Consider the following 22020-nt stretch of genomic DNA (forward strand, 5'->3'; position numbering starts at 1 on the left):
ATAGGGGAGTGTCATGATTGAAGCCGTCCGGCCACTATTCGCCATTCGCTATTCGCCGTTCGCTTGCGACGAGGTCGTGGCATGATCGCTCTCATCACCAAGCGTCTCGCCTTCGCGATCCCCTCGCTAATCGGCGTGGTGATCGTCACCTTCCTGCTGACACGCGCGCTGCCCGGCGATCCCGCCGCTTATTTTGCCGGGCCGGCTGCGACCAAGGAGGCGGTGGAGCAGATCCGTAAGAAGCTCGGCTTGGACAAGCCGCTGGTCGAGCAGTTCTTCCGCTACACCGTCGATCTCGCCCGTGGCGATCTCGGCAGCTCGCTCACCACCGGCCAACCTGTCGCGGCCGAGATCCGCAACCGGCTGCCGGCCTCCGCCGAGCTCACCCTGCTCGGTCTGTTGGTCTCGGTCGCCATCGCGCTGCCGCTCGGCGTGCTCGCGGCCACGCGGCCGGGGTCGCTGATCGACCACGCCTGCCGTATCGTGACGACGGCGGGCGTCTCGCTGCCGGTGTTCTTCACCGGGCTCGTGCTGGTCTACGTGTTCTATTTCCGGCTCGGCTGGTCGCCGGCGCCGCTCGGCCGGCTCGACGTGTTCTACAGCGCGCCACCGACCGTGACCGGATTCTACCTGATCGACACACTGATCGCGCGTGACGGCGAGGCGTTCCGCTCGGCGCTGAGCCAGTTGCTTCTGCCTGCGGCGACGCTGGCGATCTTCTCGCTGGCGCCGATCGCCAGGATGACGCGCGCTTCGATGCTGTCCGTGCTGTCGTCGGAATTCGTGCGCACGGCGCGGGCCTCCGGCCTGTCACCGTCGACCGTCACGGTCACCTATGCGTTCCGCAACGCGATGCTGCCCGTGATCACCACGCTGTCGATGGTGTTCTCCTTCCTGCTCGGCGCCAATGTGCTGGTAGAGAAAGTGTTCGCCTGGCCGGGCATCGGCTCCTATGCGGTCGAGGCGCTGATCGCCTCCGACTTCGCGCCGGTTCAGGGCTTCGTGCTGACGATGGCCGTCATGTACGTCGTCCTCAACCTCGTCATCGACATTCTCTATGGCGTCATTGATCCCCGTGTGAGGCTGGAAGGATGAGCACTGTCGCACCGACCGTCGAACCTGCCGCCGTTCCGGCGAGGACCTCGGGGCTGGCAACCCTGATCGGGCACACGCGCTATGTGCTGGCCGAGAACAAGGTCACCGGCTTCGCCTTCGGGCTGCTCGTCGTGATCCTGTTGGCGGCCGTGCTCGGGCCATGGATCGTTCCCTACGATCCGCTGGCCAGCGACACAGCCTCCGCGCTCAAGCCGCCGTCCGCGGCGCATTGGTTCGGCACCGACCAGCTCGGCCGCGACATCTTCAGCCGCGTCGTGGTTGCGGCGCGGCTCGACACGTTCATCGCCGTGGCGTCAGTCGTGCTCGTGTTCCTGATGGGCGGGCTCGCCGGCGTCGCGGCGGGCTTCTTCGGCGGCTGGACCGATCGCATCGTCGGCCGCGTCGCCGACACCATCATGGCGTTTCCGCTGTTCGTGCTGGCGATGGGCATCGTCGCCGCACTCGGCAATACCGTGCAGAACATCATCATCGCCACCGCGATCGTGAACTTCCCTCTCTATGCCCGGGTCGCGCGTGCCGAGGCCAATGTCCGCCGCAACGCCGGCTTCGTGCAGGCGGCGCGGCTGTCGGGCAACAGCGAGATGCGCATCCTGCTCGGCCACATCCTGCCCAACATCATGCCGATCATGATCGTGCAGATGTCGCTGACCATGGGCTACGCGATCCTCAATGCCGCGGGTCTTTCCTTCATCGGTCTCGGCGTGCGGCCGCCGACGGCCGAATGGGGCATCATGGTCGCGGAGGGCGCGTCGTTCATGGTGTCGGGCGAGTGGTGGATCGCGCTGTTTCCCGGCCTCGCGCTGATGATCGCCGTGTTCTGCTTCAACCTGCTCGGTGACGGCCTGCGCGACATCGTCGATCCGCAGCGGCGGACGTAATTCGGAGGGCATCATGACCGCACAGCCGCTGCTCGACGTCCGCGACCTCACCGTCGAGTTCTCCACCCGCCGCGGCATCGTCAAGGCCGTGCAGCATGTCGACATCTCCGTCGCCAAGGGCGAGACGCTCGCGATCGTCGGCGAGTCCGGCTCGGGCAAGTCGGTGACGTCCTACGCGGTGATGCGTATTCTCGATCGTGCCGGGCGCATCGCCGAGGGTTCGGTGATGTTCTCAGGGATCGACGTCAAGGCGGCCGGCGAGGACGCGATGCGCGATCTGCGCGGCCGCGAGATCTCGATGATCTTCCAGAACCCGCGCGCGGCGCTCAACCCGATCCGCAAGGTGGGTCAGCAGATCGAGGACGTGCTGAAGCAGCATGCCCAGGCGGCCGCCAGCGACCGCGCCGAGAAGGCGATCGCCGCGCTCGAGCAGGTCAAGATCGCGCGCCCGCGCGAGCGCTATCACGCCTATCCATTCGAATTGTCCGGCGGCATGTGCCAGCGCGTCGTCATCGCGCTGGCACTGGCGTGCAATCCGCAGCTCCTGATCGCCGACGAGCCGACCACCGGTCTCGACGTCACCACGCAGAAGGCGGTGATGGATCTCGTCGTCGAGCTGACCAAGAGCCGGGGCATGTCGACGATCCTGATCACGCATGATCTCGGCCTCGCCGCAGCCTATTGCGATCGCGTGGTGGTGATGGAGAAGGGGCGGGTGGTCGAGACCGCCAAGGCGGCCGACATCTTCGCCAATCCGCAGCATCCCTATACGCGCAAGCTGATGCGGGCGACGCCACGGCTCGGCGTGTCCTTGCGGGAATTGCTGCCGGAGGAGGAGGCATTAGCGTCGCCCAAAACCCATACCGTCATGGCCGGGCTTGACCCAGCCATCCATCCCGTTGCGCAAGACTCGTCGAAGGTGATGGACCCCCGGGTCAAGCCCGGGGGTGACGAGCAGAGGGCTGGGAGCGCGAGGCCGCTTCTCCTCGTCGACAAGCTCGTGAAGGAATATCCGCGCCAGGGCGCGTCGGCGACCTTGTCAAAACTGTTCGGCCGCAAGCCTTCGATCGAGCCGGAGGTGTTTCGCGCCGTCGACGGCATCAGCTTTACGGTCGGTCATGGCGAGAGCGTCGGCCTGGTCGGCGAATCCGGCTGCGGCAAGTCGACCACGTCGATGATGGTGATGCGGCTGCTCGACCAGACCTCGGGCCGCATCAGCTTCGACGGCGAGGAGATCGGCAACATCCTGCCGCAGGCCTTTGCCCGGCTGCCCGACCGCAGTCGGATCCAGATGGTGTTCCAGGATCCGACCGACAGCCTCAATCCGCGCTTCACCGCCGTCCGGGCCATCGCCGATCCGATCCTGCAGCTCAGTGACATCAAGGGACGCAATGCGATCCGCACGCGCTGCGAGGAGCTTGCGACCATGGTCGGCCTGCCGCTCAGCCTGCTCGACCGCTTTCCGCATCAATTGTCCGGCGGCCAGAAGGCCCGCGTCGGCATCGCACGCGCCATCGCGCTGCACCCGAAGCTCGTCATTCTCGACGAGCCGACCGCGGCGCTCGACGTTTCCGTGCAGGCGGTCGTGCTCAATCTGCTGCAGGACCTCAAGCAGCAGTTAGGTATGAGCTATCTGTTCGTCTCCCATGATTTGAATGTGGTGCGGCTGTTGTGCGATCGTGTGATCGTGATGCGGTCGGGCCGAATCGTCGAGGAAGGCAGCTCCGAGCGCGTGCTGGGTGATCCGCAGGACGCCTATACGCGCGAGCTGCTGACGGCGATTCCACACCCGCCGCTCCCGGCGCATTGACGGAGAGCTTGCGAGGGCAAGCCCAAGAGGGAAAGCGGATGGCTGAGCCATTGGATGATTATATCGACGCCGTCGGACGCGCCCTCGGCCTGCCGATCGAGGACGCCTGGCGTCCCGCGATCCGCGCCAATCTCGAGGTCTCGCTGAAGATGGCGAAGCTGGTCGACGAATTCTCCCTGCCTGACGAAATCGAGCCTGCCAGTGTCTTCTCCGCTTGATCCCACCGAGATGACTGCGGCTGCCATCGCCGCCGCGGTAACCACCCGCAAACTCTCTGCCGTGGAGGCGACTGAGGCGGCACTCGCCCGCATCGGGCAGCGTGACGGCGTGCTCAACTCTTTCACCGACGTGACGGCGGAGCGCGCGCGGACGAAGGCGCGCGCGGTCGATGCCGCGATCGCTGCGGGCCAGAGTGTCGGCCCGCTCGCCGGTGTGCCGTTCGCGGTGAAGAACCTGTTCGACGTCGAGGGATTGCCGACCCGTGCCGGCTCGAAGATCAACCGCGACCGGCCGCCCGCGGCGCGCGATTCCACGCTGATCGAGCGCATGGAAGCCGCCGGGGCGGTGCTGGTCGGCGCGCTCAACATGGGCGAATACGCCTATGATTTCACCGGCGAGAACATCCATGACGGTCCGTCGCGCAATCCGCATGATCCGACTCGGATGAGCGGCGGCTCGTCGGGCGGCTCTGGCAGCGCGGTCGGCGGCGGCCTGGTGCCGCTCGCGCTCGGCTCCGACACCAACGGCTCGATCCGAGTCCCTTCATCGTTCTGCGGCATCTTCGGTCTCAAGCCGACCTATGGCCGGCTGTCGCGCGCGCGCTCGTTTCCGTTCGTCGCGAGCCTCGATCATCTCGGTCCGTTCGCGCGCTCGGTCGAGGATCTCGCGCTCGCCTACGACGTCATGCAGGGGCCTGATCCCGATGATGCCGCGTGTACGACGCGCGTGCCGGAGCCGGTGTCCGGCCGGTTGTCGCAAGGGATCGGTGATCTGCGCATCGCCATCGCCGGTGGTCATTTCCAGAAGCACCTGTTTCCCGAGGCGATCGAAGCTGTCGCCCGCGTCGCGAAGGCGTTGAACGCAACAGACGTCGTCGAGGTGCCGGAAGCCGCGCGTGCGCGCGCAGCGGCCTATGTCATCTCTACGACGGAAGGCGCCTCGCTCCATCTCGAGCGTCTGCGGACGCGCGCCGATGATTTCGATCCGGCGGTGCGTGATCGTCTCATTGCGGGTGCGATGATTCCGGCGCCGATGGTCGACCGGGCGCAGAAGTTCCGCCGCTGGTACCGGGCCCAGGTTCTGGAACTCTTCAAGTCCGTCGATGTGCTGATCGCGCCCGCAACGCCGTGCATTGCGCCCAAGCTCGGCCAGGCGACCTTCGTGCTCGATGGCGTCGAATTGCCGGTGCGCGCCAACATCGGCATTCACACCCAGCCGATCTCGTTCATCGGACTCCCCGTCGTTGCGGTTCCGATTCCGCTCGAGCCCATGCCCATCGGCGTGCAGATCGTCGCCGCGCCCTGGTGCGAACATGTCGCATTGCGTGTGGCCCACGCCTTGCAACAGCTTGGCGTCGCCGCTGCGCCGGCCCCGAGAGGAGTTCTGGAGAATGGAAGTCGATCTACCTGACGTCGTCGCGGAAGTCACCGCGCAGTTCCAGCGCTATGAACAGGCCCTGGTCAGCAACGACGTCGCCGTGCTCGACGAGCTGTTCCGGAAAGATACGCGCACGCTGCGCTACGGCATTGGCGAAAATCTCTACGGCCATGGCGAGATCTCGGCCTTTCGCGTCGCGCGCTCGCCGGCCGGACTGATGCGGCGCACCGCGCGCACCGTCATCTCGACCTACGGCCGCGACACCGCGGTCGCCTCGACCCTGTTCTATCGCGACAATGCGCCCGGCAAGGTCGGGCGCCAGATGCAGACCTGGATCCGGTTTCCCGAGGGCTGGAGAATCGTTGCCGCCCATGTCAGCATCATCGACGAAACAAAGGGCGGCTGAGGCATGAGCCTGGACGATCTTCCGCCGCGGACACGTCAGCGGCTCGTTCCTGAATCCGATGTGCCGCGCGTGGATCGTGCGCCTGCTGTCGTGGCCAAGATCACCCGGGCCGAAGAGCTGCGCCTGCAGCTCGCCGACGAGATCGTGCGCGGCGCGCTGGCCCCCGGCGCCCCGCTGGATGAGACCGAAATCGCCAAGCGCTTCAACGTGTCGCGCACGCCGGTGCGCGAGGCGTTGCGACAGCTGGCAGCCTCGGGCCTGATCGAGGCGCGCGCGCATCGCGGGGCCGTCGTGGCGCGGCCTTCTGTCGAGCGCCTGACTGGCATGTTCGAGGCGATGGCCGAGCTCGAGGGCCTGTGCGCCGGCCTCGCCGCGCAGCGGATGACTCCGGTGGAGCGGCAGCGTCTGGAGGCCATTCACGAAGAGTTGCGCAATCTCAGTCACGCCGGCAACCCGGAGCGCTTCCACGAAGTGAACGAGCGCTTCCACAACGCGATCTATGCCGGCGCGCACAACGCCTATATCGCCGAGATCACACTCGCGACGCGGGTGCGCGTGCAGCCGTTCCGCCGCGCTCAGTTCCGCAATCTCGGCCGTCTCGCCAAGTCCCACGCCGAGCATGACCGCGTCGTCGTCGCCATCCTGCGCGGCGACAAAGTTGGCGCGGCGAATGCGATGCGTGCCCATATCGAGCTGGTGCGCGGCGAATATGAGATCTACGCTGTGTCAGTGTAGCTCTTAGTTTGAGCGGTAGGGTGGGCAAAGGCGCGTTCGTGCTGTCTCACCGGCCGAGATCGCGGTGGCGCCGTGCCCACCATCCGGCTGACTGATGAGTTCGCTGATCGACGGTGGGCACGCTGCCGCCTTGCGGCGGCTGCTTTGCCCACCCTACGGCAGCGCTCGCGATGACGACGTGCGAAATCGATCAGGCCTTCTGCGCCATGTACGCGCGCCAGCCGCCGAACTCCGAGATGTCACGGGCGCCGTCGAGGGCCGCTGGCTCGACGAGGAAGCCCTTGGCGGTGCGGCCGTCCGCCAGCCTGATGGTGCCGATCGACAGCGGCGGCGGCACGAGGTCGACGAACCTGCCGAAGCTGGCTGCCGACAGCGCCCAGAGCTCGACCTCCATCGCACTGCCCTTGCTCTCTTCGATGCGCAGCATGCCGGGCTTCGGCGGCGTGGTCGACAGCGCATAGAGCTTGTAGTCGGCGGCGGTCTTGGTCGCTTGCAGCAGCCGGCCGCCGAGACTGGTCAGCTCGTGATTGAGGGCCATGCCGGAGAGATGCGCGCCGACGACGACGATGGCGATCTCGTCGCCATGCAGCGATGAGGATGGCGCGGCAAGCGGCGGCTGCGGGATCGATTTGGCGCCGACTGGCAGCGCCGTGTCTGCATGGAAGGCGCGGCCGAGACTGGCCAGTGCCGCGTCGCGCCCGGCCGGCGCCAGCAGCGTGACGCCGAACGGAATCCCGTCGCCGCGTATCGCGGCCGGCACGGCCAGTCCGCAGAGATCGAGCAGGTTGACGAAGTTGGTGTAGGTGCCGAGCCGGCTGTTGAGCAGTATAGGATCGGCGAGCACCTCCGCTGTCGTGTAGGCGGTCGGCGCCGTCGGCAGCAGCAGCGCGTCGACGCCTGCGAAGGTACGTTCGGCCACCTTGCGCAAGGCCTGCAGCCGATACAGCGCAGCAAAGGTGTCGGCTGCGCTGCCGCGCGCGCCGCCGATGGTGATCTCGCGCGTCACCGGATGGATTGCCTCGGGATCGGATGCCAGGAGATCGCGGATGACGAGATAGCGCTCGGCGACCCAGGGGCCTTCGTACAACAGCCGCGCGGTCTCGTAGAATGGCTCGAGGTCGAACTCGACGAGCTCGGCGCCAAGCTTGGCAAAGCGCGCCGCCGCGGCGCCGTACGCGGCCTCGGCCGCCTTGTCACCGAAGAAGATCAGTTGTCCGGGGCGGGGAATGCCGAGCCGCACTCCTCGCGGAAATGCGGTGAGGGTCGCCAGCGGCCGGTCGCGCGAGAACGGATCGACCGGATCAGGCGCCGCCATGACGGCCAGTGCCGCGACCGCATCGTCGACCGTGAGCGCGAACACCGAGATGCAGTCGAGCGTGCGGCAGGCCGGCACCAGCCCTGCCGTCGAGATCATGCCGAGGCTCGGCTTGAGGCCGACGATGTTGTTGAGCATCGCCGGTACACGGCCGGAGCCCGCGGTATCCGTGCCGAGCGACAGCGGAACGAGACCGGCCGACACCGCGACGGCCGAGCCGGAGCTCGATCCGCCCGGCACGAGGTCGGCGCGCACCGGATTTTTCGGGATGCCATAGGGCGAGCGCACACCGACGAGGCCGGTGGCGAACTGGTCGAGATTGGTCTTGCCGATGATGATGGCGCCGGCCGCGCGCAGCCGCGCCACCGCGGTGGAATCGCGGGCGGGCGTATAGGCAAAGGCCGGGCAGGCGGCCGTGGTCGGCAGACCCGCGACGTCGATGTTGTCCTTGACCGCGACGGGCACGCCGTAGAGCGGCAGCGCCGCGGCGTCCTTGCCCGCAAGAGCCTCGGCCTCGGCGAGCGCATCCGTCTCGTCGCGCAGGCTGATGAAGACGGCGGGGTCGTTGTGCGCGCGGATGCGGGCGAACGTGCGCGCGACGGTCTCCTTCGGGGTCATCAGGCCCGCGCGGTGGGCGGCAAGGATCTCGGCGACGGTCTCGGTCACGCGGGGCTCCGAATCTGTCGTGAGCCCGATGTCTGGCTTGCCATTTCCCTGCGCTCCGCTTCGCCGATGCTGCTGCGTACGTAGCAAGGCACATGCCATTGTGTACACGGCAGAGGTGCCGCGGCTGGGACGAAAAATCTTGTATGTCAGAGGGTTGAGAGCGAGCTGGCGACGCCTCTGGGCGATGATCGTCGCGGATCGCGGCGGATTGCCTAATTAATTGGCAGCTCGAGGCCTGGGGACCCGTCTACCACCCGCGCCGCGCCGTGTCGCCGCCGGTGATGCGCGCGAGCCGCGCCTCGGTCGCAGAGCCTGCGCTGCGGGCGCTCCGTAAGGGCGCAGACGGCGTGCGGCTCACCGGAGGTCCCCCGGACGCTTGGGCGTCGTCGGCGCCGCTCGGGAAGAACAGCAGCGCGACGCTCAGGCCGAGATTGATCAACCCGCCGACCCATGTGCCGTGATGGGATGACGTCGCCGCATACTCGGGAAACCGGCCGGCGATGACGTAATCCAGCACCATGACGGCGATCCAGGCCGGGATCACGCAGACCGGATCCCAGCCGATGTCGCGGAAACGCATCGCCTGCAGCATCAGGTTCGCGATGAGAAACAAACCGATCATCGCAATGATCGGCCAACTGATGGCCAGGGCCGACGTCTGTGCGGTCACAGCCCCGAGCCCCGCGGCCATCACGACAGCCAGAACGATGAAAACGACGCCGAGACCGAGCGATGCCAGGAAATACTGCAGCCGCCCGAGGCGCATATTGAAACCGAAGATGAACCCCAACATCCGCCTCTCCCGCAGGGCGGCCCGTCGCCCGAGGGCGTTGCCCCGAGATGGCATAACAGGGCGAAATTGCTGCGCGCCTTCGCCGATGACTAAAATTGGAGCGATCGCGCGCGATAGCATTTGCGGCGCCGCGATAGATCCGTCGGCCCGAAATTTATCGTTGCCAAAGCAACTAATCCGTGGAACGATCGGCCTCACGAAGAATGGAGGCGCGGATGATCTGCGCCTTGAGCCAGGGGACGGAAACGCCATGCGCAGCCTGCACGCCGCAGGCGCGGCCGCTTGCGCGCGCGCCATCAGAGGGCCGAGCCCGCACAGTCAGTTCCGCAAAGGAGTGTTTCTGGCCCGCTCAGCTCGCGCCGGTGACGGCGTCGAGATTGTCGTGGATCCGGCGCAGCAGCGCGATCAGGACTTCCTGCTCATTCTTGTCGAGGCAAGCCAGCAGGCGCCGCTCGCGCTCCAGCGCGGCGACGATGACCTTGTCGTGGGTCGCGCGCCCCTTGGCCGTCAGCGAGATCGAATGGCTGCGGCCGTCCTCCGGATCGTTGCGGATCGCGATCAGGCCGCGGCCCTTCATCAGCGCGAGCGTGCGGCTGACCGGGCCCTTGTCGAAGCCGATCACGCTGCAGATGCGCGAGGCCGGAATCCCCGGCTCGATCGCCAGCAGCGACATGATCCGCCATTCGGTGACGTTGACGCCGAAATTACGCTGATAGAACGCGGTGGCGCTGTTCGACAGCTTGTTGGCGATGAAGGTGATGAAGGCCGGCACATAGCGGTCGAGATCGAGCGTGAGGCCTTGCCCCTCAGGCTCGCGCGGCGGCGCTTTGCGCGGCGTCCCGGTTTTCTCGCTCATGATCCCCAGCGTCCATGCATCGCCAGTCATAGGGATACGAAAAGCCGCATGACAAGGCCAAATTTCGGGAGGAACGCATGAACCCAACAGGTCTTTCCGCAAGCGAAGCCGGCGCGCCGCCGCCGGCGATCCCGCATCTCGCCATCGACCCGTTCTCGCTCCACTTCTTCGACGATCCCTATCCCGCGCATCAGGAGATGCGCGAGGCCGGGCCGGTCGTCTATCTCGACACATGGAACGTCTACGGCGTCGCCCGCTATGCCGAGGTCTATGCGGTGCTGAACGATCCTCAGATCTTCTGCTCCAGCCGCGGCGTCGGCCTCAGCGACTTCGCCAAGGAGAAACCGTGGCGGCCGCCGAGCCTGATCCTCGAGGCCGATCCGCCGGCTCATACGCGCACGCGCGCGGTGCTGAGCAAGGTGCTGTCACCTGCAGTGATGAAGCGGCTGCGCGACGGCTTCATGGCGGCGGCCGAGGCCAAGGTCGATGAGCTCGTGGCTCGCGGATCGTTCGATGCCATCCCCGATCTTGCGGAAGCCTATCCGCTGTCGGTGTTCCCCAATGCGCTCGGGCTCAAGCCCGAGGGACGTGAGCATCTCATTCCCTATGCCAGCCTGGTGTTCAATGCGTTCGGGCCGCCGAACGAATTGCGCCAGCAGGCCATCGAGCGCTCGGCGCCGCACCAGGCCTATGTCACCGCGCAGTGCCAGCGCGACAATCTCACACCCGGCGGCTTTGGTGCCTGCATCCATGCGTTCAGTGATAGCGGTGAGATCACGCCGGCCGAGGCGCCGCTCCTGGTGCGCTCGCTGCTCTCGGCCGGGCTCGATACCACCGTCTATGGCATCGGCGCTGCGGTCTACTGCCTGGCGCGCTTCCCGGATCAATGGGCGCGGCTGTGCGCAGACCCGTCGCTGGCGCGCAATGCGTTCGAGGAGGCGGTGCGCTTCGAGAGCCCGGTGCAGACGTTCTTCCGCACCACGACGCGCGACGTCGCGCTCGGCGGCGTCGCCATTCCCGAAGGCGAGAAGGTGCTGATGTTCTTAGGCGCTGCGAACCGCGATCCGCGCCGCTGGGAGCAGCCGGACAGTTACGACATCACGCGCAAGGTCTCGGGCCATGTCGGCTTCGGCTCCGGCATTCACATGTGCGTCGGACAACTGGTCGCGCGGCTCGAAGGCGAGGCGGTGCTGACGGCGCTCGCCCGCAAGGTCGGGACCATCACGATGAGCGGCGCGCCGAAGCGGCGCTACAACAACACGCTGCGCGGGCTGGAGAGCCTGCCGGTCACGTTCACTCCAGCCTGAGCGATGCCATGACGACGATCACCTTCATCCATCCCGACAACCGCAACCAGGCCGTGGAGGCCGAGGACGGCGCCAGCGTCATGCTGGCCGCGCTCACCCACGGCATCGATGGCATCGTCGCCGAGTGCGGCGGCAATGCCGTCTGCGCCACCTGCCATGTCTATGTCGACGAGGCCTGGACCGCGAAGCTTGATCCCGTTTCCGACGACGAGGACGCGCTGCTCGACGGCACCGCCGCCGAGCGGCTGCCGAACAGCCGGCTGTCCTGCCAGATCAAGGTGCAGCCGGCGGTCGCCGGACTCGTGGTCCGCATTCCGGACCGGCAGAGCTAATGATTCTCGGCCGGATCCGATCTCCGGCCGCAACGACAACAAGCAAAACAAGCAACATACGGGGAGGGACTTCATGAAGCAGCTCAATAGGTGCGCGCTCGCGCTGGTCGCGTCGCTCGGAATGGCGGCGACGGCGGCGCACGCGGAGATCTCTGACAACGTCGTGCGCGTCGGCGTGCTCAACGACATCTCCGGCATCTTCCAGGACACCAACGGCATGGGCTCGGTCGAGGCCGCGCGCATGGCTGCGGAGGATTTCAACGGCGAGGCTAAGGGCATCAAGGTCGAGATCGTCTATGCAGACCATCAGAACAAGGCCGATGTCGGCTCGGCGATCACGCGCAAATGGCTCGATGTCGACAAGGTCGACGCCGTGGTCGACGTCCCCAATTCGGCGGTCGGCCTCACCGTCAACGAGCTGCTGCGCAACAGCCGCATGGCTTTCCTGGCGTCGTCGACCGCGAGCTCCGATCTCACCGGCAAGGCGTGCTCGCCGAACACCATCCAGTGGGTCAACGACGCCTGGGCCACCGGCAACACGACGGCGGCCGCAATGATGGGGCGCGGCGGCAAGGACTGGTACTTCATCACGGTGAACTACGCGCTCGGCCAGGGCATCGAGGCGGAAGCCACCAACTACATCGAGAAGCATGGCGGCAAGGTGCTGGGATCGGCCAAGCATCCGCTCGGCACGGCAGACTTCGCCTCGTTCCTGCTGCAGGCGCAGGGCTCGAAGGCCAAGGTGATCGGGCTTGCGAATGCCGGCGGCGACACGATCAACGCGGTCAAGCAGGCGTCCGAGTTCGGCATCCAGCAGGGCGGGCAGTCGCTGGTCGCCTTCCTGCTGTTCATCAACGACATCCACGGCATGGGCCTGAAGGCGGCGCAGGGCCTGCAGCTGCTCGAAGCGTTCTACTGGGACATGGACGACGACACCCGCGCGTTCGCCAGGCGCTTCGCGGCGCGTCCCGGCATGAACGGCAAGATGCCGAGCGGCAACCAGGCCGGCGTCTATGCCTCCACGCTCGCCTATCTCAACGCGGTGGCGGCCACCGGCAGCGATGACGCCAAGGACGTCGTCCCGCAGATGAAGACGGTCAAGGGCAAGGACAGGCTGTTCGGCGACGTGACCATCCGCGCCGACGGCCGCGTGATCCATCCGATGTATCTGTTCGAGGTCAAGAAGCCGGACGAGGCGAAATATCCTTACGACTACTATCGTCTGGTCTCGACGATCCCGGCGGAGCAGGCGTTCCGGCCGATCGCCGATGGTGGGTGTGCGCTCGTCAAGTAGTGCGTCAACCGCCTGTCGGCCGAGAGGGCGATTGTGACACCTGAAGGTAGATACCTCGAGAGAGGCTGCTAATCAGTTGCTTCGTCATGCCCGGGCCTGTCCCGCCTGCGCGGCCGAAGCCGCGTCGGCGCGGCGGAGGCCCGGGCATCCACGTCTCGCTGCGCCGGGCTTCGACGACGTGGATGGCCGGGACAAGCCCGGCCATGGCGGCGTGCGGGGTACGAGATTGGATCGCCGCAGGCGATCGCACGGCGCCCGATGACATCGATAGAATGTTGCTGCCGGCCATGTCACAAGGAGGTGGCTGGCTTGTGCTGTGGTGCAGTATCCTTAATAGGCACTATAGTTCTTGCCTTTGGCCGTTTCCGGGAATTATGGTGCATCGATCGGTGGCGCGCGAAACGAGGACCACGCGACGGGACGCTGCGGCGAAACGCCGCCGTGCTGCTGGGTGCCGCTGATGAAACAACGATAAGAACGATCTGACAGGGGAAGGGAAGACCATGAAGACGAGCTTCTGGCTGGCAGGCGCCGCCGCACTTTTGTTCGCGAACGCGGCCAGTGCCGGCGACACCATCAAGATCGGCTTCGTCTCGACGTTCAGCGGTCCGACCGCGGTGATCGGCAACGACATGCGCAATTCGTTCGAGCTCGCGCTCGACCATCTCGGCCGCAAGATCGATGGCAAGCCCGTCGAAGTGATCTATGAGGACGACCAGCAGAAGCCTGATGTCGGCAAGCAGAAGACCGAGAAGCTGGTTCAGTCCGACAAGGTCGACTTCATCGTCGGCTACATCTGGTCGAACGTGCTGCTGGCGTCGCTGAAGACCGCGGTGGATTCGCAGACCTTCCTGATCTCGGCCAATGCCGGCCCGTCGCAGCTCGCCGGCGAATTGTGCTCGCCCTACGTGTTCTCGACCTCCTGGCAGAACGACCAGACGCCCGCCGCGATGGGCCTCTACATGAACCAGAAGGGCGTCAAGTCGGTGTTCCTGATCGGCCCGAACTATGCGGCCGGCAAGGACATGCTGGCCGGCGTCAAGAGCACCTTCAAGGGCCAGGTGATCGGCGAGGAATACACGGTGTGGCCGAGCCAGCTCGACTTCTCGGCCGAGCTCTCCAAGGCGCGCGCCTCCGGTGCCGAATCCATCTTCGTGTTCTATCCGGGTGCGGCCGGCGTGCAGTTCCTCAATCAATACACGCAGGCCGGCCTCAAGGAGAAGATGCCGCTCTATACCGCCTTCACGGTCGACGAATTGGCGCTGCCGCTGCAGAAGGACAATGCGATCGGCGTGCCCGGCGCGCAGGAATGGGTCAACGACCTGCCGAACGAGCAGAACAAGACGTTCGTCGCGGACTACCGCAAGAAGTACACCGGTCTGCGTCCGACCTATTACGGCGCCCAGGCCTACGACGCGGCGCAGCTGATCAATAGCGCCGTGGTTGCGGTCAAGGGCGACACGTCCAAGAAGGACGCGATGAAGGCCGAGATGGAGAAGGCCAACTTCAAGTCGCTGCGCGGCGGGTTCAAGTTCGGCAACAACCACATCCCGATCCAGAATTTCTACCTGCAGGACGTGGTGAAGGATGCCGAGGGCCAGCTTTCGCTGAAGACCGTCGCGACCATCGTCGAGAACGACCAGGACCGCTTTCACGACAAGTGTCCGATGAAATAGGCGAAAAGAATCCGGCCTGGACGAAAACAGGCCTGGAATTTGCTTGAAGCTTAAAACATCTCCGGCCTAAGATCGGGGCGGACATGGCGGCAGCGCCTGAAACGGTTCTGCCGCCCTCTTTTTGAGCGTGAAGTGAGGGGCATGCTTCTCGTCGTCGAACAATTCCTGAACGGGCTGCAGTTCGGACTGCTGCTGTTTCTGCTGGCTGCCGGCCTGACGCTGGTTTTCGGCATCATGGACCTCGTGAACCTCGCCCATGGCTCCCTCTATATGATGGGCGCCTATTTCGCGGCGACCTTCGTGGCCTGGACCGGCAGCTTCGTGCTCGGCGCCATCCTGGCGCTGGGTGCCACGCTTCTGCTCGGCATCGTGCTCGAATTTACGGCACTGCGGCACCTCTATGGCCGCGACCATCTCGATCATGTGCTGGCGACCTTCGGCCTGATCCTGTTCTTCAACGAAGCCGTCAGGTTGATCTGGGGCCCCGCCGGCCTCGCGTTGCCGCTGCCGTCCTGGCTCGCCTTCCCGGTGACGATCCTGCCCGGCATCCAATATCCGGCCTATCGGCTCGCCATCATCGTGGTGGCGCTGCTGGTTGCGCTGCTGCTCTATCTCGGCGTGATGCGCACCCGCATCGGGATGCTGATCCGCGCCGGCGCCTCCAACCGCGAAATGATCGGCGCGCTCGGCATCAACATCAAGCTGCTCTACACGCTGGTGTTCGGGCTTGGCGCCGCGCTCGCCGGCCTCGCCGGGCTGATGCAGGCGCCGATCCTCACCGTGCAGATCGGCATGGGCGAGAACATTCTCATCCTCGCCTTCGTCGTGATCGTGATCGGCGGCATCGGCTCGATCCGCGGCGCCTTCATCGCTGCGATCATGATCGGCCTGATCGACACGATGGGGCGCGCCTTCCTGCCCAACCTGCTGCGCCAGGTCTTGAATTCGGCCGCGGCCTCGACGGCGGCGCCGGCGCTGTCGTCGATGCTGATCTATCTCCTGATGGCGATCGTGCTGGTGGCGCGGCCTGAAGGCTTGTTTCCGGCCAATCGCAGATGAAATCCTCGCTCACTGTCCAGAACATCGTCGCGGCCGCGGTCGTTGCCGGTCTCGTGCTGCTGCCGGTCTATTCGAACCTCAGCGGCAACATCTTCATCCTGACGCTGTTCACCCGCATCGTGATCCTGGCGCTATCAGCGGTCAGCCTGAACCTGATCATGGGCTACGGCGGCATGATGAGCTTCGGCCATGCCGCCTATCTCGGCATCGGCGGCTATGCCGTCGGCATCCTGGCGCAAGAGGGGATAGGCTCCGGCTATGCCCAGTTCGCCGTCGCCATTGCGGTCTCCGCGCTTTACGCGCTGGTGATCGGCGCGCTGAGCTTGCGCACCCGCGGCGTCTATTTCATCATGATCACGCTCGCGTTCGCGCAGATGGCCTATTACGTCGCCTCGGGCCTCGCCCGCTACGGCGGCGACGATGGCCTCACGGTCTATAAGCGCAGCGATTTCGGCAGCCTGATCAATCTCGGCAACCGCGTGCAGTTCTACTATCTCTGCCTTGGCTGCCTGCTTGCCGTCGTGGTGCTGATCTGGCGCATCGTCAATTCGCGCTTCGGCCTGGTGCTGCAGGGCCTGCGCTCCAACGAGCAGCGCATGCAGGCGATCGGCTTCCCGTCCAAGCGCTACAAGCTCGCCTGTTTCGTCATCGCCGGCATGCTGTGCGGGCTCTCCGGCGCGCTGCTCGCCAACAACACCGATTTTGTCAGCCCGGCCGTCATGTACTGGACCCGCTCCGGCGATCTCATGGTGATGGTGATCCTGGGCGGCATGGGCACCTTGCTCGGCCCCGTCGTCGGCTCGGTGGCGTTCCTGGTGCTGGAAGAGGTGCTGTCGCAGATCACCGAATACTGGGCGATCATCATGGGGCCGCTGCTGCTCCTGGTCGTGCTGTTCGGCCGAGGCGGCATCATGGGCATGCTCGGGAGGTTGAATCGTGGCTGAACCTCTGCTTCGCGTCGACAATCTGGTGCGCCGGTTCGGCGGCATCGTTGCGACCGATCACGTCTGCCTCGACGTCGCCAAGGGCGAGATCCACGCCATCATCGGGCCGAACGGCGCCGGAAAGACCACGCTGATCAGCCAGCTCACCGGCCATCTCGCCCCGCATTCGGGGCGCATCTTCCTAGGCGGGCGCGACATCTCGCATTTCCCGGCCTACAAACGCAGCGCGCTCGGGCTGGCACGCTCGTTCCAGATCACCTCGCTGCTGACCGACTTCACCGCGGCCGACAACGTCGCGCTCGCGGCGCAGGCGCATGACGGCAGGCATTCGTTCCGCTTCTTGGCCAATGCGCGCAAGGAGAAGGCGCTGCGCAACGCCGCCCACGCGGCGCTCGATCGCGTCGGTCTTCGTCATCGTGCCGACGTGCCTGTGTTGAAGCTCAGCCATGGCGAGCAGCGCGAGCTCGAATTGGCGGTGGCGCTCGCGACCAAGCCGCAGCTCCTGCTGCTGGATGAGCCGATGGCGGGCCTCGGCGTCACCGAATCCCAGCGCATGGTGAAGCTGTTGTTGGAGCTGCGCCGCGAGGTGTCGATCGTGCTGGTCGAGCACGACATGGAAGCGGTGTTCGCGCTGGCCGACCGCATTTCGGTGCTGGTCTATGGCCGCATCATCGCCTCGGGCGTGCCGGACGAGATCCGGCAGAACGAGGAGGTCAAGCGCGCCTATCTCGGCGATCAGCATGTGGTGGTCGGCCATGGTTGACCAGAAAGCAGAAGACATGCTGCTCGCCGTCGACGGCATCGAGACCTGTTACGGTCTCAGTCAGGTCCTGTTCGGCTTGTCCTTGTCGATTCGCCCCGGCGAGATGGTCTCGCTGATGGGCCGCAACGGCATGGGCAAGACCACCACGATCCGCTCGATCATGGGCCTGACCCAGGCGCGCGCCGGCACGATCCGCTTCAGCGGACAGGAGACGCGACGGCTGCCGTCCTACAGGATCGCTCAGCTCGGCATCGGTCTGGTGCCGGAGGGTCGGCAGATCTTCCCCAATCTGACGGTGACCGAAAATCTGGTGGCGGCCTCCACCAACCGGCTCGGAGCTTCCGATCCCTGGACGCTCGCCAAGATCCACGCGCTGTTTCCGCGGCTGGCCGAGCGTGGCGGCAACATGGGCAATCAGCTCTCCGGCGGCGAGCAGCAGATGCTGGCGATCGGCCGTGCGCTGATGACGAATCCGAAGCTGCTGATCCTCGACGAAGCCACGGAAGGCTTGGCGCCCTTGATTCGCGAGGAGATCTGGAATTGCCTGTCGCTGCTCAAGTCGCGCGGGCAGTCGATCCTCGTCATCGACAAGAACGTCGGACATCTGACCCGCATCTGCGATCGCCACTACATTATCGAGCGCGGCCGCACCGTGTGGAGCGGCACGTCGGTCCAGCTCATGGCCGAGCCCGAGCTGCAGCATCGCTATCTCGGTATTTGACGGCGGCTCAGCGCCGCTGAATGAAGCGCCGGTTCGGATCCGTTCGCGGAAATGCCACGGCCAATCTAGATGATAGCGGCCGCGACGAGCAATTGTGCAAATCAGTTGCTCGTCATGCCCGGGCTTGTCCCGGGCATCCACGTCGTTCCGGGTCCACAAGTGACGTGGATGGCCGGGTCAGGCCCACGGCTGTCCGGTTTAGAATGAGTGGACAAGGCGCATGGCGTGGATTCTTCTGCGGTCTTGAGCATCGCCAAATGTTCGAGACACGCCAGGAAGGTCCCGCCATGCGCCACCACAATACTGTATTTCACGCGCTGCAGAAGCTTGTTCCGTGGAGGGATTTCGACCGGCTTGTGGAAACACATCGGGCGAACAAGCGCGTGCGCCGGCTCAGTACCCAGAACCAGTTTCTCGCTCTGCTTTATGGCCAACTGGCTCGCGCGGAGAGCCTGCGTGCCATTGAAGCGTCCTTCGAGAGCCACGCAGCGCGGCTCTATCACGTTGGCGCAAAGGAGGTTTCGCGTTCCACGCTGGCTGATGCCAATGCTCGGCGGCCCTATGAGGTCTTCACCGGGCTTCTGGCCGAGATGATGAAAAGCTGTGAACGGAAGCTGGCAGGTGAAGTCGCGGATGCGGTCTATCTGATCGATTCGACCAGATTTTCCCTGAACTCGCTCAGTGCCGACTGGGCCAAGTTCAGCCGCGGCATCAACTGCTTCAAGCTGCACATCGTCTATAATCCAGATACCGAGAATCCAACCTCGGCTGAGTTGACCGCGGGAAACGTCAACGACATCACCATGGCGAAGTCTCTTCCGATCCGCCTAGGCGCCACCTACGTCTTCGATCTTGGTTACTATGATTACGGCTGGTGGGCCGAGCTCAACAAGCAAGGGTGTCGTCTCGTTACCCGTCTCAAAGCCAATACCAAGCTCAGAAATGTGACCGAGAACAAGATCCCGAAAGACTCTTCCGTCCTGTCTGACCGTGTCGGCCTCCTGCCTGCGAGGCTCGCAGCGTCCCGAAAGAACCCGTTCCAGGATCCTGTCAGAGAGATCAGGATCTCTACGGAAACCGGAAAAATCCTGCGCATCGTCACCAATGATCTCGATGCATCGGCCGATGAAATCGCCGATCTCTATAAGCGCCGTTGGCAGATCGAGCTGTTCTTTCGCTGGGTCAAACATACGCTGAAGATCCGCCACTTTCTCGGAACCTCCGAGAACGCCATTCGCATCCAGATCGCCGTGGCGCTGATCGCTCATCTGTTGCTGCGCGCGACCCATAAGCTGCAAAACAGCGTCAAGAGCCTGCAGACGTTTACAGGTCTGATCACGCAAAACCTCATGCATCGCAAGCGGATCGATCGACTACTCGATCGGCCCCCGCCAGCCAGGCAAGATGACCGCCAGTTGAGCCTAAGTATATGCTAAAAACTAAACCGGACAGCCGTGGGTCAGGCCCGGCCATGACGACGTGGAGACAGACAGGCGCAAGATTGCAGACCGCCATAGGCGCTCGTTTCGCGAAGGACTCCTCGTCGCGTGATCCGGCAGCCATGCTGACATGCGCCGTTTTTTCGCATTGAGGTGCAGTTCGGGGTGGACTATTCTCCAGGTAGAAGTTTGTTTGCCCTTTTATCAAAGGTTGAGCAAATGCGTGCGCGTCACCTTGGAATCGAAGCGCCGAACAAAGCCGCCTCCCGCAAACGTGGATTCTGGTCGGCGGAGTCAGACGTCGAGACCGTGCTGTGCCTTGCCTTCATGCTGATCGTCGGGATCATCGTGAAGCTGACGCCACCCTGAGCGTCGTCGATCGGCTCTCAGCGCTCGAACGGGATGTACCTCTGGTATTCCTTCGGCACCCGGCTGCGGTAGCGCGAGGGTACCTTGCCGGTGCGTAGCGAGTGCTCGACCTCCTGCCGCGTGGTCTTGGTCCGCTTCTTCTTCGGCGTGGTCGCATCGCCTGCGGGCTTGGTGTCGCCGGCCTTGTCGGTCGAGGCCGCGGGCGCAGGACTCGCTGTTGCGACAGGGGCGGGGCTTGCGGCGGGAGCGGGTTGGGCCGGAGTATCCGGGGCCGGTGCGCTCTGTGCGAAGGCCGTTCCGACTGCGAGACCCAAAGCCAAGACGCTTGCAACTGCGATCCCGGAGAACTTGATCATAACAACGAGACTCCAAACCAAGGCGGCTGACGTGCTGGCCTGATGAGGTCGTCCGTGCGCGCCGACCGGTTCATGCTCCCCCGGCATGGCCGTCGCCCGCCGATGAGCCTCATCGCCCAAGATCAATTCGTGGTGCCAGTTTTTTGAGCACAGGCTGCAGTGTGTTCCCTTGAATCGCAAGCGTTTTTCTTTGGCATGCGGATTGCTCCTCTAGTTGCTTAGAGTTGGCAGCTAGGGTTCCGGTTCTCCATGGAGAATGCTGGTCCGAGAGCAGCCGCCAGGGGAGAGCCCTGGTGCACGGCGGGATAAAAGCCCGGGAGACCTCAGAGGCCGCGCTTGGCAGGCTCGAGGTTGTTCATGCCAGTCCGCGGTCAGAAAACCGATGAGGGACTGGACATGGGAAAAGCGCGAAATCTGTTTGTTGCCTTGATCGCTGCTACGACGCTGGCGAGCACCTCGCTATCGCCCGCCTTCGCTGAGAAGAAGAAGGAATTCAACATCGCCTGGACGATCTATGTCGGCTGGATGCCGTGGCCCTATGCGGCCGAGTCCGGCATCGTCAAGAAGTGGGCCGACAAATACGGCATCTCGATCAAGGTCACCCAGATCAACGACTACGTCGAATCGATCAATCAATACACCGCCGGCAAGTTCGACGGCGTCACCGTCACCAACATGGACGCGCTGACGATCCCCGCCGCCGGCGGCGTCGACACCTCCGCCATCATCATGGGCGACTACTCCAACGGCAATGACGGCGTGGTGCTGAAGAAGGGCAAGACGCTGGCCGACATCAAGGGCCAGAAGGTCAACCTGGTCGAGCTCTCGGTGTCGCACTATCTGCTGGCGCGCGGCCTCGAGACCGTGAAGCTCTCCGAGAAGAACATCAAGACCGTCAACACCTCGGATGCCGACATCGTCGCGGCCGCGAAGTCGCCGGACACGACGGCGGTCGTTACCTGGAACCCGCAGTTGCTGGAAGTGAAGGCGGAGCCGGGCGCGAGCCTGGTGTTCGACTCGAGCAAGATCCCCGGCGAGATCGAGGATCTCCTGGTCGTCAACAGCGCGACGCTCAAGGACAATCCGGAGCTCGGCAAGGCGCTGACCGGCATCTGGTACGAGACCATCGCGCTGATGAAGGACCAAAGCGAGAAGGGCAAGGCCGCGCGCGAGGCGATGGCGAAGCTGTCGGGCACTGATCTGGCGGGCTTCGAGACCCAGCTCAAGACGACGTTCATGTACTACGAGCCGAAGGATGCGCTCGCCTTCATGACCGGTGCCGAGCTGCCGAAGATCATGGATCTCGTGCGCACCTTCTGCTTCGACCACAATCTCCTCGGTGAGAAAGTGAAGTCGAAGGATGCGGTCGGCATCTCGACGCCTACGAAGGCGCTTGGCTCGGCCAGCAATGTGAAGCTGCGCTTCGATCCGACCTTCATGAAGATGGCCGCCGAAGGCAAGCTCTGATCGCTTTCAGACTGAGCAATCAGTGTCACCCCTCATCCTGAGGAGCTTGCGCAAGCAAGCGTCTCGAAGGATGAGGCCCAGACCGGGCCTCATGGTTCGAGACGGCGCTGACGCGCCTCCTC

Annotated in this window: 22 protein-coding genes and 1 riboswitch; of the genes, 18 read left to right on the plus strand and 4 right to left on the minus strand. The window is 64.8% G+C overall.

The features are described from left to right. Positions 1-81 precede the first annotated feature (81 nt). The 7 genes from LQG66_RS26925 to LQG66_RS26955 are packed head-to-tail and all read left to right on the plus strand — an operon-like array spanning position 82 to position 6541. Positions 82-1095, plus strand: a complete 1014-nt coding sequence (locus LQG66_RS26925) for an ABC transporter permease (protein WP_231318656.1) — start codon at positions 82-84, stop codon at positions 1093-1095. Further along, on the plus strand, positions 1092-1994 hold the full coding sequence (locus tag LQG66_RS26930) for an ABC transporter permease (protein ID WP_231318657.1): 903 nt from the start codon (positions 1092-1094) through the stop codon (positions 1992-1994). The genes LQG66_RS26925 and LQG66_RS26930 overlap by 4 nt, the downstream gene beginning before the upstream one ends. A 13-nt stretch (positions 1995-2007) precedes the next feature. Further along, positions 2008-3804, plus strand: a complete 1797-nt coding sequence (locus LQG66_RS26935) for a dipeptide ABC transporter ATP-binding protein (protein ID WP_231318658.1) — start codon at positions 2008-2010, stop codon at positions 3802-3804. Positions 3805-3842: 38 nt separating this feature from the next. Next, the gene (locus LQG66_RS26940; protein WP_231318659.1) at positions 3843-4022 is read left to right on the plus strand and encodes a DUF4089 domain-containing protein; all 180 of its coding nucleotides are present in this window, start codon (positions 3843-3845) and stop codon (positions 4020-4022) included. 10 nt (positions 4023-4032) lie between these two features. Continuing rightward, positions 4033-5433 (plus strand): AtzE family amidohydrolase, encoded by a 1401-nt coding sequence (locus LQG66_RS26945; protein ID WP_231327961.1) that lies wholly within the window; start codon positions 4033-4035, stop codon positions 5431-5433. Beyond that, complete coding sequence (hpxZ, locus tag LQG66_RS26950; RefSeq protein ID WP_231318660.1) at positions 5414-5806, plus strand: oxalurate catabolism protein HpxZ; 393 nt, start codon at positions 5414-5416, stop codon at positions 5804-5806. The genes LQG66_RS26945 and hpxZ overlap by 20 nt, the downstream gene beginning before the upstream one ends. A 3-nt stretch (positions 5807-5809) precedes the next feature. Next, complete coding sequence (locus LQG66_RS26955) at positions 5810-6541, plus strand: GntR family transcriptional regulator (RefSeq protein WP_231318661.1); 732 nt, start codon at positions 5810-5812, stop codon at positions 6539-6541. Between the two features lie 190 nt (positions 6542-6731). Here the strand turns inward: LQG66_RS26955 and atzF are convergent, their stop codons facing one another. The 3 genes from atzF to LQG66_RS26970 form a co-directional block, all read right to left on the minus strand. Continuing rightward, positions 6732-8522 carry an allophanate hydrolase gene (gene atzF / locus LQG66_RS26960; protein WP_231318662.1) on the minus strand — a complete coding sequence of 597 codons (1791 nt, stop codon included), beginning with the start codon at positions 8520-8522 and terminating at the stop codon, positions 6732-6734. Between the two features lie 247 nt (positions 8523-8769). Continuing rightward, entirely contained in the window at positions 8770-9312 is a 543-nt protein-coding gene (locus LQG66_RS26965) for a DUF805 domain-containing protein (protein WP_231327962.1), read from the minus strand. A gap of 352 nt (positions 9313-9664) precedes the next feature. Continuing rightward, the gene (locus LQG66_RS26970) at positions 9665-10171 is read right to left on the minus strand and encodes a MarR family winged helix-turn-helix transcriptional regulator (protein ID WP_231318663.1); all 507 of its coding nucleotides are present in this window, start codon (positions 10169-10171) and stop codon (positions 9665-9667) included. A 77-nt stretch (positions 10172-10248) separates the two neighbouring features. Here LQG66_RS26970 and LQG66_RS26975 point away from each other — a divergent pair, with 77 nt between their 5' ends. From LQG66_RS26975 to LQG66_RS27020, 10 genes are all read left to right on the plus strand, one after another. After that, positions 10249-11478 carry a cytochrome P450 gene (locus LQG66_RS26975; protein ID WP_231318664.1) on the plus strand — a complete coding sequence of 410 codons (1230 nt, stop codon included), beginning with the start codon at positions 10249-10251 and terminating at the stop codon, positions 11476-11478. Between the two features lie 8 nt (positions 11479-11486). Beyond that, a complete protein-coding gene (locus LQG66_RS26980) occupies positions 11487-11810 on the plus strand; it encodes a 2Fe-2S iron-sulfur cluster-binding protein (RefSeq protein WP_231318665.1) in 324 nt (107 codons plus the stop codon). Positions 11811-11883: 73 nt separating this feature from the next. Then, positions 11884-13104, plus strand: a complete 1221-nt coding sequence (locus LQG66_RS26985) for an ABC transporter substrate-binding protein (protein ID WP_231318666.1) — start codon at positions 11884-11886, stop codon at positions 13102-13104. Positions 13105-13607: 503 nt separating this feature from the next. Continuing rightward, positions 13608-14780, plus strand: a complete 1173-nt coding sequence (locus LQG66_RS26990; RefSeq protein ID WP_231318667.1) for an ABC transporter substrate-binding protein — start codon at positions 13608-13610, stop codon at positions 14778-14780. Positions 14781-14921: 141 nt separating this feature from the next. Next, positions 14922-15839 (plus strand): branched-chain amino acid ABC transporter permease, encoded by a 918-nt coding sequence (locus LQG66_RS26995; RefSeq protein WP_015663807.1) that lies wholly within the window; start codon positions 14922-14924, stop codon positions 15837-15839. Continuing rightward, entirely contained in the window at positions 15836-16783 is a 948-nt protein-coding gene (locus LQG66_RS27000) for a branched-chain amino acid ABC transporter permease (protein ID WP_231318668.1), read from the plus strand. Before LQG66_RS26995 ends, LQG66_RS27000 begins: the two co-directional genes overlap by 4 nt. After that, complete coding sequence (locus tag LQG66_RS27005; protein ID WP_231318669.1) at positions 16776-17546, plus strand: ABC transporter ATP-binding protein; 771 nt, start codon at positions 16776-16778, stop codon at positions 17544-17546. The genes LQG66_RS27000 and LQG66_RS27005 overlap by 8 nt, the downstream gene beginning before the upstream one ends. Positions 17547-17562: 16 nt before the next feature. After that, on the plus strand, positions 17563-18267 hold the full coding sequence (locus tag LQG66_RS27010) for an ABC transporter ATP-binding protein (protein WP_231327963.1): 705 nt from the start codon (positions 17563-17565) through the stop codon (positions 18265-18267). A 287-nt stretch (positions 18268-18554) separates the two neighbouring features. Beyond that, positions 18555-19703 (plus strand): IS4 family transposase, encoded by a 1149-nt coding sequence (locus LQG66_RS27015; protein ID WP_231327783.1) that lies wholly within the window; start codon positions 18555-18557, stop codon positions 19701-19703. A 168-nt stretch (positions 19704-19871) separates the two neighbouring features. Further along, positions 19872-20075: a transporter gene (locus tag LQG66_RS27020; protein ID WP_231318670.1), complete on the plus strand. Its 204-nt coding sequence runs from the start codon at positions 19872-19874 to the stop codon at positions 20073-20075. Between the two features lie 17 nt (positions 20076-20092). On the opposite strand, the gene LQG66_RS27025 is transcribed toward LQG66_RS27020, so the two are convergent. Continuing rightward, positions 20093-20431, minus strand: a complete 339-nt coding sequence (locus tag LQG66_RS27025) for a hypothetical protein (RefSeq protein WP_231318671.1) — start codon at positions 20429-20431, stop codon at positions 20093-20095. A 220-nt stretch (positions 20432-20651) separates the two neighbouring features. Next, positions 20652-20753, plus strand: a riboswitch (guanidine-I (ykkC/yxkD leader). A 74-nt stretch (positions 20754-20827) separates the two neighbouring features. On the opposite strand from LQG66_RS27025, the gene LQG66_RS27030 reads away from it, so the two are divergent. After that, positions 20828-21898 (plus strand): putative urea ABC transporter substrate-binding protein, encoded by a 1071-nt coding sequence (locus LQG66_RS27030; protein ID WP_231318672.1) that lies wholly within the window; start codon positions 20828-20830, stop codon positions 21896-21898. Positions 21899-22020: the final 122 nt, after the last annotated feature.

The sequence above is a fragment of the Bradyrhizobium ontarionense genome (assembly GCF_021088345.1).
GTDB classification, from domain to species: domain Bacteria; phylum Pseudomonadota; class Alphaproteobacteria; order Rhizobiales; family Xanthobacteraceae; genus Bradyrhizobium; species Bradyrhizobium ontarionense.